The organism is Vibrio sp. Vb1755 (genome assembly GCF_033338635.1).
GTDB classification, from domain to species: Bacteria; Pseudomonadota; Gammaproteobacteria; order Enterobacterales; family Vibrionaceae; genus Vibrio; species Vibrio alginolyticus.
Window position 1 is genome coordinate 20208 of record NZ_JAWOTA010000012.1, and the last position, 13288, is coordinate 33495.

Annotated in this window: 11 protein-coding genes; 7 read left to right on the plus strand and 4 right to left on the minus strand. The window is 41.9% G+C overall.

What is annotated here, in order from left to right; all coding sequences use genetic code 11:
• Positions 1 to 67: 67 nt before the first annotated feature.
• The 3 genes from R7E00_RS12370 to R7E00_RS12380 all read right to left on the minus strand — a co-directional run bounded on the left by R7E00_RS12370 (position 68) and on the right by R7E00_RS12380 (position 2284).
• Positions 68 to 1018, minus strand: a complete 951-nt coding sequence (locus tag R7E00_RS12370; RefSeq protein ID WP_025998561.1) for an LpxL/LpxP family Kdo(2)-lipid IV(A) lauroyl/palmitoleoyl acyltransferase — start codon at positions 1016 to 1018, stop codon at positions 68 to 70.
• 420 nt (positions 1019 to 1438) lie between these two features.
• Complete coding sequence (locus R7E00_RS12375; protein WP_069593657.1) at positions 1439 to 1774, minus strand: DMT family transporter; 336 nt, start codon at positions 1772 to 1774, stop codon at positions 1439 to 1441.
• A gap of 123 nt (positions 1775 to 1897) precedes the next feature.
• Positions 1898 to 2284, minus strand: a complete 387-nt coding sequence (locus R7E00_RS12380; protein WP_005377791.1) for a DUF6559 family protein — start codon at positions 2282 to 2284, stop codon at positions 1898 to 1900.
• A 340-nt stretch (positions 2285 to 2624) separates the two neighbouring features.
• On the opposite strand from R7E00_RS12380, the gene metA reads away from it, so the two are divergent.
• The 7 genes from metA to R7E00_RS12415 all read left to right on the plus strand — a co-directional run bounded on the left by metA (position 2625) and on the right by R7E00_RS12415 (position 12736).
• On the plus strand, positions 2625 to 3566 hold the full coding sequence (metA, locus tag R7E00_RS12385; protein WP_005377792.1) for a homoserine O-acetyltransferase MetA: 942 nt from the start codon (positions 2625 to 2627) through the stop codon (positions 3564 to 3566).
• Positions 3567 to 3745: 179 nt separating this feature from the next.
• Positions 3746 to 4471, plus strand: coding sequence for a type IV pilus biogenesis/stability protein PilW (gene pilW / locus R7E00_RS12390; RefSeq protein ID WP_017820928.1), 726 nt, complete (start codon positions 3746 to 3748; stop codon positions 4469 to 4471).
• 267 nt (positions 4472 to 4738) lie between these two features.
• Positions 4739 to 5668 carry a phosphate/phosphite/phosphonate ABC transporter substrate-binding protein gene (locus R7E00_RS12395; RefSeq protein ID WP_053303129.1) on the plus strand — a complete coding sequence of 310 codons (930 nt, stop codon included), beginning with the start codon at positions 4739 to 4741 and terminating at the stop codon, positions 5666 to 5668.
• Entirely contained in the window at positions 5668 to 7824 is a 2157-nt protein-coding gene (locus R7E00_RS12400; protein WP_262606099.1) for an EAL domain-containing protein, read from the plus strand. The genes R7E00_RS12395 and R7E00_RS12400 overlap by 1 nt, the downstream gene beginning before the upstream one ends.
• Positions 7825 to 7980: 156 nt before the next feature.
• The gene (locus tag R7E00_RS12405; RefSeq protein ID WP_171345363.1) at positions 7981 to 11157 is read left to right on the plus strand and encodes a response regulator; all 3177 of its coding nucleotides are present in this window, start codon (positions 7981 to 7983) and stop codon (positions 11155 to 11157) included.
• A 9-nt stretch (positions 11158 to 11166) separates the two neighbouring features.
• On the plus strand, positions 11167 to 11643 hold the full coding sequence (locus R7E00_RS12410; RefSeq protein ID WP_025766726.1) for a hypothetical protein: 477 nt from the start codon (positions 11167 to 11169) through the stop codon (positions 11641 to 11643).
• A 1-nt stretch (position 11644) separates the two neighbouring features.
• Positions 11645 to 12736, plus strand: coding sequence for a sulfate ABC transporter permease (locus R7E00_RS12415; RefSeq protein WP_225478170.1), 1092 nt, complete (start codon positions 11645 to 11647; stop codon positions 12734 to 12736).
• 146 nt (positions 12737 to 12882) lie between these two features.
• On the opposite strand, the gene R7E00_RS12420 is transcribed toward R7E00_RS12415, so the two are convergent.
• Positions 12883 to 13194, minus strand: a complete 312-nt coding sequence (locus R7E00_RS12420) for a hypothetical protein (protein WP_130546067.1) — start codon at positions 13192 to 13194, stop codon at positions 12883 to 12885.
• Between the last annotated feature and the right edge of the window lie 94 nt (positions 13195 to 13288).

Genomic DNA, 13288 nt, shown 5'->3' on the forward strand with positions numbered 1-13288 from the left:
GAAACGAATAGAAAGTAAAAGCCCAAGGTTCGTATGTTCCTTGGGCTTTTTGTAGGCTCTCTATGTGTTATGCCAAGCTAGGGATGAGCCTAGGCTTGTACAAACAGTCCTCACCCTCTGGTCTAGTTTTAAATCGACGATGAAGCCACATATACTGGCTCGGACTTGCCATGATTGATGTTTCAACTATTTGATTCACGAATGCGGCGGCGCGTTGATGATCCTCTTTCGGGAAACCTTCGACGGGCGCACTAATGGTTAGGGTATAGTGTCCGTCTTTTCCTCTTACCATCGTAAAAGGCACAATGGCGCAATCTGTAGAATCAACCAACAAACTTGTACCTGTCGTAGTACAAGCATTTTTAACGGCAAATAACGGTGCAAATGTCGAGCGTCGGTTACCATAATCGTGGTCCGGTGCATACCAAACCCGCTCACCCGTTTTAAGTGATTCAAGCATGGCTTTGACGTTTTTACGATCAATCAGTGTACGATTAGAGCGAGAGCGTCCCTTATACTGAAAATAATCAAAGCACGGATTATTGTTTGGGCGATAAACACCGGTTCCAGACTTTTTAATGCCAAAAGCTCGAGCACCTAACTCTAGATTCATTGAGTGTACGGCCAACATTAATGCACCTTTGCCTGACTTCTCTAAAGCCTCTAGATGCTCCATGCCTTTTATCGTGACGTGTTTGTTTACCCGTTTATCTGACCAAAACCATGCCATTGCGGTCTCAAAAAGTGCGATGCCAGTATTGTCGATGTTGTCTTTTAGAATTGCTTCGCGTTGGCATTCTTCCATATGAGGGAAGCAAAGCTCAAGATTGCGTCTGATCGTAACTTGACGTTTTCTCATGAGTCGCATAGCTAAACGACCAATGTTGCGTCCCAAAGCTAGTTGAACTTTAAAAGGAAGGAGGCTAAGTAAGTACATCACGCTAATGATAATTAACGTTCCCCAGTAACGAGGCAAAAGAAATTCGGCCTTGAATGCAGGCTTTTTGTATTTGTTCATGTAAGTATTGTCAGATGTGCCCATCTATAAGTGATAAAAACAATGATAATGGACTGCACTTTTATCATTGATAACGCTAATAACATAAATTAAAGCGCGCGGATTCTATGGTTCTTCGACACACTACACAATAAGAACTTTGCAGAAATATGTAGGGAATGAAAAAGCAGTAAAGATGAGTCGCCACGTTAACATCTATCGGAGTGATTTATCTACTGCCCTTTCCTAAAGTTTGAAGAAACATAACTTTGTATTTTCAATTCGCTAAATAATGCCTATTGTTCAATCACATAATGCGACCGTGATGAATGCAACAATAAGACGTCATATCAATACTCGCCATTAGCGATTGAATTTGCACTAAAAAGCCGCAGCAATTTCTCGCTGCGGCTTCTTATTCACTTAACAAGTAGAGTGGCGTTATTCGTGCCCTACTGTTTTGGATAATAAATTTACGATCAACACACCAGCGATGATAAACCCAATACCAACTAGGGCTGGTAAGTCTAGACGCTGTCCGTAAACAAAGTAACCAACCGTCGCAACCAAAACGATCCCAGCACCACTCCATATGGCATAAACAACCCCGACAGGCATTGTTTGCACTGTGACGGAAAGCAAGAAGAAAGCGATGCCGTAACCAATCAAAACGACTGTGCTCGGCATTACTTTCGTAAATTGCTCTGTTTTGGGAATATAAGAAGTGGCAATCACTTCACATACAATCGCTATCGACAGCGCCAACATTGGTGGCATAGAGACAAGCATTTTGAACATAAGGCATTAACGCTCAACAGAAATGTAACCGACAACATGTCCGGATAATTAGGCCGCGCATTATACCCAACTCATCTCACGATGGAATACCACTAACGATGTTTACACACCATCACTTTCGCTTACTTTTTGATGACCAGGTGAAAGGCTGACGTTTTGGTGCTGACGAGAAATTTCAAAGTAGATATGCATATCAATCGGCTCAGGTGTATTGAGTAGCATCTTACCTACTTCACGTTGGAAATGACCATAATTACCTAGCTCATCCGTTAGTTCTAGGAGCTCGTAAGAGGCTTCATCGGCAAACATTCCATACGCATACTGATAATGACTGATATCCTTGCTCTTATCATAACCCAGCTTTTGAAGAGCTTGATCAATCTCTTCCGGCGTATAAATGTCTTTATCACCAAACGAATGCAGTAGCACGCAAGGAACTTCTTGAGCGATGCTCTGAATCTTTGTCTTTCTCTTGAAAATACCGAACATAATGTCCTCCACTGACGATGTTTCCAAATATGCACATTAATGCAAAATGGTGAGCTGATTGTTTTTAGTATGGCTCATTAATTTGAGACTTCCTTACTACGAAGTCACCTTCACATATTAACGTGATCGCATAATTACCAGCAAATAGTACACACTGCGTTTCAAACCTATCTCATCAGAAACTCTGCTTTAGTCACAATTGTGTGACAACCCCGAGTACGGTTTACCATAATGTAAAGAGTAGATTGAAAAGTCGGATTTCGTATCGACATCTAAACTTAATTAAGTTAGCTTTAGAAGTATAGACGTCTAGATTGACTATACTTAGGGAGAGAAAGTCGTGCCAATTAGAATTCCAGATCAATTACCAGCTACCGATGTATTAAGGACAGAAAACATCTTCGTGATGAGTGAAACGCGTGCAGCGAGTCAGGAAATACGTCCTTTAAGAGTGCTGATCCTTAATCTGATGCCAAAAAAAATAGAGACTGAAACTCAGTTTCTGCGTCTACTCTCAAACAGCCCACTACAGGTTAACGTCGAATTACTGCGCATTGATAACCGCCCGAGTAAAAATACGCCAACTGAACATTTAGACACGTTTTATCGCCAATTTGAAATGGTACGAGATAAAAACTTCGATGGCATGATCATTACTGGAGCTCCATTAGGTTTGGTGCAATTTGAAGATGTCATTTATTGGGATCATCTCAAAACCATCATGGAGTGGGCAAAAGATCATGTGACATCCACTCTTTATGTTTGCTGGGCTGCGCAAGCAGGGTTAAAGCTACTCTACGATCTACCTAAAAAAACGCGTAAAGAAAAACTTTCAGGCGTGTATCATCATCAAATCCATCATCAATTTCACCCTATCTTACGCGGATTTGATGACACGTTTTTGGCTCCTCACTCGCGTTACGCAGATTTTTCGCCTCACTTTCTAGAAGAGCATACTGACTTAGACATTTTAGCGACATCGGATGTCGCAGGTGTGTACTTAGCCACCACAAAAGACAAACGCAATGTCTTTGTCACAGGACACCCTGAGTATGATTCTCACACCTTACATAATGAATATATCCGAGATTTAAGCGAAGGTATGGAGCCCGCTATTCCTGTCAACTATTACCCAAACAACAACCCAGATAACCCACCAATTGCAAGTTGGAGAAGCCATGGACACCTCCTCTTTTTAAACTGGCTGAACTACTGTGTTTATCAGCAAACACCGTACGACCTCGATCACTTCAGTGAAGATGCTTTCACTAAAGACGATTAGCTTCAAAATAAGCAAACAAAGCACTCATCATTACCGAAATGTAATATGTGAACCAAGCCGTCATATGGCGGCTTTTTCATAACAGTTTGCAAACCTGATCGCATAGTGTTTTTTCCTCAATAGGTTTTTGCTAAGTAATTCATATCATGCAGAAAGATTCAGGGATGTAGGGATAAAGAATGAAAACAGCAAAGCTCGGTGCACTAATATTATTGTCTCAGTTTGCACTCGTGGGTTGCGTGACGGTGAAAGAAGATGGAAGCCCTGTCGTTAAAGCCGATCCTGTGGCAATGGCAGAATCACGTATCGCACTTGGCTTAGGTTATTTAGACGGCGGTAACATGATTCGCGCGCATGATAACTTACAACAAGCCTTAAACCACGCACCTCAATACTATCGCGCGCAATTATCTATGGCTCACTACTACGAAACGGTTGGTGAAGATATTAAAGCCGAACAGATGTATAAACGCTCTCTACGCCAACACACTAAAAACGGAAATGTGCTCAATAACTACGGTACTTTTCTTTGCAAGCGAGGTGACTTCGAAAAAGCCGATCAGATGTTTAATCGAGCCATTGAGCAGCCTTATTACTACCTTATTCCAGCGAGCTATGAGAATGCAGCTTTTTGTGCGCTAAAATCACAAGATAAAGACAAAGCGAGATACTACTTTACTAGAGCTATCGATCATGATCCCCATAGACCAAAATCGATTTTGCAACTCGCTAAAATAGAAATTGATAGCGGTGATTATACTGAAGCTAGAATTCGATTAATGAGATTCAATCAAATGTATGGCGTGAAGAAGCCCTCTTTGCAACTCATGATTCAACTTGAACGTGCAGCAGGCAATGAAGCTCTCGAGAAAAAGTATCAAAAACAGTTGGAAAAATTTTCTTAGTACAAAATAGCGATACATAAGGCGCATTAGCTCACCGCCAATACAGCGCTTGACCAAGAATCCAGTGAATTCAGACTCACGGTGATACATTCATCCTGTACATAAACGTCAAATTCGGTACTATTTGAACGGAATAAGTGACCAAGTCACATTATAAAAAGTGCGCACACAACGAAATTTGTACATCATACTGTTTTTAAGATTGATTTCGGCACATTGATAAATACTAAATATTACTGACATGCACCAGAAGGAAGTTGAAGCCGGATGAAACCTGCCTGCACTCTGTTATTACTCACTTTGCTGAGTTCACCTTTTGTCGTCAGTGCACAAGAAAATATTGAGAAAACATTCACATTTGGCATTGTGTCCAATAAAGCCCAAAGCAAAATCAAAAAAGCGACGCCCCTTACTCAGTATGTAACTGAAAATATGACTGAATATGGTTACGCAAAAGGGGCGGTAAAGGTATTTAAAAATTATCGTCAGCTCGCGGTTGCGCTTGAAAATGGCACCGTTCAAATTGCAACGGCGACCCCCTTTAATGCGATGACCTTAGAAAAGGAGTCTAATAGCCAAGTTCTTGCTATACGATGGAAAAAAGGCCTGCAAAAATATCATACGGTGTTCTTTACTAATAAAGAGAGTGGCATTGAGTCACTTTCTGACCTGCGCGGAAAAACGCTTGTTTTCGAAAAGCGCACGTCTACCAGCAGCTATTACCTACCTGCGATTACATTGCTGAACCACGGAGAAAAACTGCAATACCTTCCCTCTCCTGATGACAAACCGGCCAAAGACAGTATTGGTTATTTATTCCTTGATGAGCAACTCGCTCAGTCAAATGAAATCAACCTATCTGTATGGGTATATAAACAGAGAGTTGCAGCAGGAGCATTCAGTAACTTCAACTGGAACAATCCCAAAGATTTGCCAGAGAACATGAAAGACAAACTAGCGATTTTTTCTCGTTCTGTTGAAATACCCAGGGATTTGATTCTCGCTTCTCCAAGCATGAGCCTAGAGCAACAGCGTAAAATCACGTCCATACTGCTTGATATGGATACAACTCACGAAGGCTCTCTCGCACTTAAAAAGTTTCAGAACACCAAAAAATTCAGCGCGCTTACTCCAGAAATGCGAGCCTCCTTAAGTACAGTGCGCAAGTCAGTTCACTTGTTACCGAAGGTGGATTGATGTTTCAAAAGCTCTCACTCGAAACCAAATACATTTGCTCGACAATGTTCGTTGTCTTGTTTGTTGTGGTGATAAATCTTACGTTATACATGCACGGTTACGATGCGTATTCAAATAGCTTAACTCAACAAATCACGAACAACTCTCAAGAAAAAACAGAATCTTACGTTAAGCAAAAAGGGTTGGTTTATGCAGAGCTATTATCAAAACAGCTTTTTGATCCACTCTATACAGACAATATCAGTCAAGCGTATGAGCAAATTAAGGCAACATTGAGCCAGCCAGATGTCTCGAAAATACATGTTGTTGACAATGAAGGGCTAATCTTTCACGACGGCACTACTCAGCTAAGGATGTTTGCCCAACCTCATGACCGCTCTCCTTTTATTTTGAAAGCAATAGAAGAATCTAGAACTCTCGTTTCCTTTTCCAAGCATCAGTTGGAGATCGCAGCGCCGATTCAGCAATCAAACATTACTCTTGGGGCGGTATATCTTGAGCTTAACTTGATACATCTACTGGAAGAGAAAGAACAGAACATTGAACAAGTCCGAGCGATTACCTCAAACGATAAACAGAAGATGTTTAACTTGCTGCTAACGATCAGTGGGATATCCGTTCTATTCGGTAGCATCATCGCTTATGCTTTGGGGCGGTCGTTAACTAAGCCACTCAAGCAACTAAAAGATCAATTTTCAGAGTCAAATACCCAAGCGCTGCCAGTCACCGACATACAAAGCAAAGATGAAGTGGGAGAACTTATTTCGGCGTACAACAAAATGTCAAACAAAGTGAACCGATACACTAGCCGAGTTGAGTTCATGGCGTACCACGATATTCTGACTTCCCTGCCAAACCGAGAAAAGTTACTCATTGATATTCAAACGCAAATAACTGACCACAAATCCCCCTCACTCGCGGTTGTGTTTATTGACTTGGATGACTTTAAGCACATTAACGATAACTATGGACATAACATTGGGGATAAATTGCTAGGCCATCTTGCCTCAGAGCTTCAAAGCCGTTTGCCGAGTTATTTTAAGCCGCTTTACCGCCTTTCTACCATAGTAAGTCGAGTAGGTGCGGACGAATTTGTACTGGCCTTTCCGTGCTCGGACACTCATGAAGCTACAGAAAAAGCGCACGATATTCATCGCCAACTGCTCTCTCCCTTTAGTTTGGAAGAGAACGATATTCAAATTACGGCAAGCCTCGGAATTGCTGTGTATCCAGAATTTGGTTCTAACGCTGAGTCTCTTTTACAGCTTTCCTCTCTTGCGGCGCAGGAATCTAAAAGACGCGGTAAAGACATTATGACGATATACGATTCCACGTTTGATGAAACGATTAAACAACGTTTATACATAGAACGAGAACTGCGTCGTTCAGTACGTGACTTGTCTCAATTCGAGCTGTGGTATCAACCACAATTTGATCTAAAAACCTATCGCCTAATTGGGGTCGAAGCATTGGTTAGGTGGAATCATCCCGAGAAAGGCTATATCAGTCCAGAATCGTTTATCCCGATCGCAGAGCAAAGTGATTTAATATTGGAGCTTGGAGAACATATCATTGAGACAGCAGTTGCTCAGCGGGCAATGTGGGCAGAACATTTCGGTACTGATTTTCACATCGCATTAAACTTATCCCCAAGGCAAATCTATCGCCAAGATTTAAGTCAATTATTTTCTAAGTATTTACGACGACATGATGTTGCCCCTCAAACCATTCATGTTGAAGTGACAGAGTCACTTTTTATTGATGATACAGAGAAAGCTCAATATGTGCTTAAAAAACTACAAAGTATCGGAGTGGAAGTTTGGCTAGATGACTTTGGCACAGGATATTCTGCCCTTGCCTACCTGCAACATATGGCTTTTGACGGGCTCAAGATTGATCGTTCATTTATCACTCAAATCCGAAAAAGCGATCAAGACGATTCATTAGTTCGCGCGATTGTATCCATGGCTCACAACCTAAGAATGAAAGTAGTAGCCGAAGGCGTAGAAACTCAAACTCAGCTCACACGCATGGAGTCTCTCCACTGTGACGTCGCACAAGGTTTTTTCTTAGGTAGACCTGTACCTGCCGAGGAATTGATTGCATTTGAATACCAACGAGGGAGTGGCGCTCAAAGCGTCAATCACTTTGCTTAGAACGCCGTTTTGTTAACTATTGCCGCTTAGCGCGTTAGTACTCGTAATGCAATATCGGTCACACTTCCCCCAACTCATTAATATGAATTTTCTCTTAAAATCTAACATCTGAGATAAATAAACTACACTTTTCATATCAACTTCTTGGATATGGAAATGCGCGTGGTAGGAATCTTTTCTTGGAACAACCTGTCGGTAAAACAAAAGCTATTTGGGTTGGTTTTGCTGCCAATTTTATTGTTGCTTGTCCTCGCGGGTAAACATGTACAAAGCCTTTCTATCCAGGCTCAGGAACTACAAAAAGCACAGTTATTCTCTGTCTACATCGACCGCGTATCTTCGCTTTATCACCTACCGAATAACCCTGATGTAATAGATAAGCAACTAAAAACTCAGCAGATATCTCAATTGTTACGCGACACCGCTGCACCAGTATTCGGTGAAAACGCTGAGATACTAAACCAGTTGACAAGCTTTGAGGAAGCAACCCTCTCGATGCTCTCTTCGCAAAATCAAGAAGAAAAGTTAGATGCGGCAGAGTGGCGCGCTGATACGTTCAAAGAAATCCTCATGAGCTTAGACAAAGTCTATTTTAGAAATGTGAGTTATGAAACAAACACTCACCTTTCTTCTTTGATGCAACTTGAATGGTTGATGTTTTGGTCCACTGAAGAGCATAGATTAAGCGAATATTTGATTCGATCTTCAGAGGAAAATAACGAGTATGACCTCACAACACAGGCTTCTATCCAATCTTTAATCCAGAACCAACAACTATTTCTAGAGCGTTTTGTGACGCTAAATGCCAATCAACAACAAGTAGATCTGCTCATTGAGACGTTTACGGGTGAAGTCTTTATCAAAAGCCAAGAGTTTCGTGCTTATTTATTGCAACCAGCTCAACTCAAATCATTAACCCCGGATGAGATTGATGCGGGGTTATCTGCACTCAACAAACGCTTATCGTTATTACAAAGTGTTGACGACAAAATGGAACAACAGCTGAGTGATGATATATCAAAGACAATCAACACGACGACACAGCACCGCTTTACCTTTATCGCAATGATGAGCCTTTTAACGCTGTTGGTCGTAAGTTTAACGCTAAGATTGGTGCGAAAAGTTACTGGAAACTTGAATCTAGTCCTCAAATTTCTCAGTAACGAAAGCAATGAACAAAGTAACACTGAAAATTCACCTCTTGCTCAACTAATAAAGGGTAAAGACGAGCTGAGTAAGTTTGCTCGAGAGGTAAAAAAGCTTAGTGATGAGCGGATGTTGTCCAGACTAAAGCTCACACAAGCTAAAGAAGATGCAGAACAAGCAAAAGATGATGCAATTAAGGCGAGTAAAGCCAAAAGTAGCTTTTTGGCCAACATGTCCCACGAGATCCGCACGCCGCTAAATGGCGTTATTGGTATCTCTGAAGTCTTATCCGATACTTCCCTGACTGCCACACAACGCGATTACGTCGACACGATTGAAACCTCCTCCCAACTGCTTTTGAGTTTAATTAATGACGTTCTAGACTTCTCAAAAATTGAATCTGGGATGTTGCTCATTAGCCCACATTCAACTTGTGTTCGAGAGTCTATCTATGACATTGCTTCTATCATTTCACCGAAAGCAAAGGAAAAAGGCATCGATGTGCAAGTCAACATTAGCCGTAACACGCCTTACCACGTAATGTTGGATGACCATCGTATACGCCAAGTTGTCATGAACTTCATGTCTAACGCGGTAAAATTTACCGAACAAGGCAGTGTAGAGCTATCGGTCATCACCCGCGAAATTAAAAATGGTGAAGCGGTCATCGAGTTTTCCGTTAAAGATTCTGGGATTGGTATTGATGCCCAGCAGCAAAAGAAAATATTTGCTCCATTTGCCCAAGAGGATAACTCTACTACCCGACAATTTGGGGGAACTGGACTTGGGCTTGCCATTAGCACGCAATTAGTTGAGCTAATGGGTGGAGAAATTCAACTTGAATCCGAGAAAGGTAAAGGCAGTCGCTTCTTCTTTGAACTAACGGCTCCTGTTGTGACTCAAGAGTTTAACGCTTATCACGCTCTGAATCACAACGACATATGGATTGTATGCAGCAGTACTCAACTAGAACAAAAACTGCGTAACGAGTTAAGTTTTTTCAACATCAATATAACGCAGTCAGTAGATACCTTAAGTGCGTTGCCAACGTGGATTGATAACGAGCGCGTTATCGTTATTCATGTAGAAGCATCACCAAATGCAGCGGCGATGCATATCGATGAGATAGAAAGCCTTTGTAAACGAAACATTCGTGTCTGCCTCATCAAGCACCTTCATAGCCCACAATTCGACTTTAGAAACAGTATCAGCGCCTTGGTCACTCAACCACTACTAGGGCAGCGCTTAATTAAAGCACTTGAAAGTTGTGCGGCAAACTTCTCGCACGCACAACAAGAGAGCACTTCAGCGCAACATGTTAAATCTTTGCCGAAAATTTTGGTCGTTGATGACAATACGGTCAATCAAAAAATCGCGGGGCTACACGTCACAAAAGCTGGCTTCGACTTTGATGTCGCAGTAAACGGACAAGAAGCGGTTGAGAAATTTCAACAGAATCAATACAGCCTAATTTTAATGGACTGTATGATGCCCGTAATGGATGGATTTGAAGCCACCCAAATAATTCGTCAAATAGAAGTAAAAGAAAAACGCGCTTTCAGAATTCCGATTATTGCTCTAACGGCAAGTGTGGTCGATGACGATATACAAAAATGCTTTGACGTTGGAATGGATGACTATGTGCCCAAACCGTTTAAAGCAGGGCTGCTTAAAGAGAAGTTAGATAAGGCAATTGGGTTACGTGTTTCCAACACGACGCCTGCTGAACCACACCAAGAGAACACTACTCTCGATACTACTCATAAACTACCTGCGAGTTCAGAGCAACCAGAAGCAACGGTAACGCCTATTCGCTCCGAACGTATCTTGCTTGTCGAAGATAATAGAGTGAACCAGAAAGTGGCTTCTCTATTGCTATCTAAAGCAGGCTATCAATTCGAAGTCGCAGAAAACGGACAAATTGCAGTCGAAATGTTCCAAAAAGATGGAAAGTTTGATGTTATTTTGATGGATTGCATGATGCCCATAATGGATGGGTTCGAAGCTTCTAGGCAAATTAGAGCTTATGAAGCGAGTAAAGGATTAGCTAAGACGCCCATTATCGCATTAACCGCAAGCGTCGTAGATGATGACATTCAGCGCTGCTTTGATTCAGGAATGGATGCCTACGTACCAAAGCCTGTGCGCAAAGAAAAACTGTTGTATCAAATTGAACAAGCAATGTAGGTGGATTCTATGAGTAGAAATCATTCTCGCGTTGCTTTTCCTTTGCGTTACATAAAACGCTATCTGTTTATTCTGATTGTTCTTCTTTCATTAAATTGCCAAGCTCTCGCTGCAGAGAGCTACGCCGTTTTCTCATTTAATGACGAATTCTCTCCGCTCACTGTCAATAAAGCGCGAAAATTGTACAGAGGGAAGACGCAACTTTTACAAGGCCAGCGAATTGAACTCTCTGACTGGCCTGCGACATCAACAGAAAGAGCTGAGTTCTATCGTTATCTTCTCAACAAAAATTTAGCGCAAATGAACGCGCATTGGGCAAGCTTGTCTTTTTCAGGTAAAGCTAGACCGCCAAAAGTGATTGCACGCTCCAGCATTGATGACCTCATAGCATGGATGCAAGAGAAGCCGAATAGAATTGGTTATGCCCCAACATCGAGCGTCCCTAGTAATGCTCATGTTTTATGTGTGGTTAGCTCGGAGAATTGATATGAAAAAATATTTAACCATGTTATCGCTGAGTATCGCGACCTTTCCGAGCTCAGCCACGATTGAACTAACAGAACAACTTTCTTTAAGTGGTTTTGGCTCTACGTCGTGGGCAAAATCCGATAACCCAACTACGGTACTAGTTAACCGCTTTATTGGCGATGAATCTTGTTTCGATTGCGATACCACTTTCGGCATGCAGCTCGATTATTTTCACAAGGCATTTCGGGCATCCGCACAAGTCGTAAAGCGCCCGCAAGACCATTGGAGCTCGCCTCAGCTCGAGTGGGCGTATTTGGCTTATACCTATCAAAACATAGAAATACGAGGAGGACGCTTAAGACTGCCACTGTTTTTGATGTCTGAGTACAACTATGTCGGCCACGCTTTTACCCAAGCCCGCCCACCGAATGAGGTATATGACAGCATTCTAGGTATCACGGCTTATAACGGCCTATCTGCACGCTGGATTCATGACCTCAATGAGCAAGTCGTACTTACCGCCATGCCGTTTGTCGGGTTTAAAGACAATAGTGACGTAACCATCAATGAACGTACTGAATTGGAAATTGAGTCAAACAACACTGCAGGGATGAACTTAACGCTAAGCGGAGAGAGTTATCGTTGGAACTTTTCCTACCTCCACGGCGATTATGATCAAACAACGACGCTCTCTAACATTGAGCAATCCACTCCCGGTGGCGGAACCACAATCATTGACCGTCTAGTTGAAACAGAAAAAAACAACACGATCGATCTGTTTTCTCTAGGGTTAAGATACGAGCTCGATAACATTGTGATTATGGCAGAAGGACAGACCAGCAATCTTTCCTCATCTTGGTACGCGACAACAAGTTACAATGTAAACAAGTTGACTCCTTATATTGTTTACGGTCAGCAGTTTAATAGTCGGGATAAAAAAAGTGGAGACAGTTTCTTACTCGGATTGAGATACGACCTAGATTACAACGTTTCCCTAAACGCAGAATGGCAAAGGTTCAACACCTACAATAATAGCTCTGGCGCGTTTTCATCAGCCCCAAAGGATGACAGTGCGAGCCTTTATACGCTAATGCTCAACTTCGTTTTTTAATGTTTCTTACAGTACCAATTTCCACAACACTGGGGGCTGTTGTATTAAGAAGGCTTTTTGCAACACGTAACTAAACGCTAAATGACTGGAAGGGATAGAATCGATCAGATAGGTAAGTGGCAATCCAAACAGAGACAAAGGTTACTCTATTTCGGTTTGTTTTGATTGCCTTTTAACCGCTTTTCTTTGCGTCGCAGCGCCCGGAAAAACTTTGACTCTTCGTGGTACCAACCAAGCACACTAATTGGAAAACCCACGAGCATCATAATAAAAACATCCGCAGGGAGTTGTTCCCAAATGTCGCTTAAAGAACGCAGCTCTCCAAAAATGAACAAACCGATGACTTTACCAAGCAGTAATGCACAACAAATCATAAAGAAGGACTTTAATATATAGTGCCATTTGCCTTTTTTACGCTCTTCTCTCCAATAGGCATATTTATATTGTCGGTCGTACATTCATCCCCCTAAAGTAAACTTGCCGTAAGTTTAAGTATCTCGATAGCGTAAAGTGCGTTGGCACCTCTTTAATCATAGTGCGTATCTAAAGTGA

Excerpts from the sequence above, each read along its gene's own strand:
- R7E00_RS12375 (WP_069593657.1), bottom strand. The coding sequence starts at position 1,774 with ATGCCACCAATGTTGGCGCTGTCGATAGCGATTGTATGTGAAGTGATT.
- R7E00_RS12410 (WP_025766726.1), top strand. The coding sequence starts at position 11,167 with ATGAGTAGAAATCATTCTCGCGTTGCTTTTCCTTTGCGTTACATAAAA.
- R7E00_RS12420 (WP_130546067.1), bottom strand. The coding sequence starts at position 13,194 with ATGTACGACCGACAATATAAATATGCCTATTGGAGAGAAGAGCGTAAA.
- R7E00_RS12405 (WP_171345363.1), top strand. The coding sequence starts at position 7,981 with ATGCGCGTGGTAGGAATCTTTTCTTGGAACAACCTGTCGGTAAAACAA.
- R7E00_RS12415 (WP_225478170.1), top strand. The coding sequence starts at position 11,645 with ATGAAAAAATATTTAACCATGTTATCGCTGAGTATCGCGACCTTTCCG.
- R7E00_RS12370 (WP_025998561.1), bottom strand. The coding sequence starts at position 1,018 with ATGAACAAATACAAAAAGCCTGCATTCAAGGCCGAATTTCTTTTGCCT.
- R7E00_RS12400 (WP_262606099.1), top strand. The coding sequence starts at position 5,668 with ATGTTTCAAAAGCTCTCACTCGAAACCAAATACATTTGCTCGACAATG.
- pilW (WP_017820928.1), top strand. The coding sequence starts at position 3,746 with ATGAAAACAGCAAAGCTCGGTGCACTAATATTATTGTCTCAGTTTGCA.
- R7E00_RS12395 (WP_053303129.1), top strand. The coding sequence starts at position 4,739 with ATGAAACCTGCCTGCACTCTGTTATTACTCACTTTGCTGAGTTCACCT.
- R7E00_RS12380 (WP_005377791.1), bottom strand. The coding sequence starts at position 2,284 with ATGTTCGGTATTTTCAAGAGAAAGACAAAGATTCAGAGCATCGCTCAA.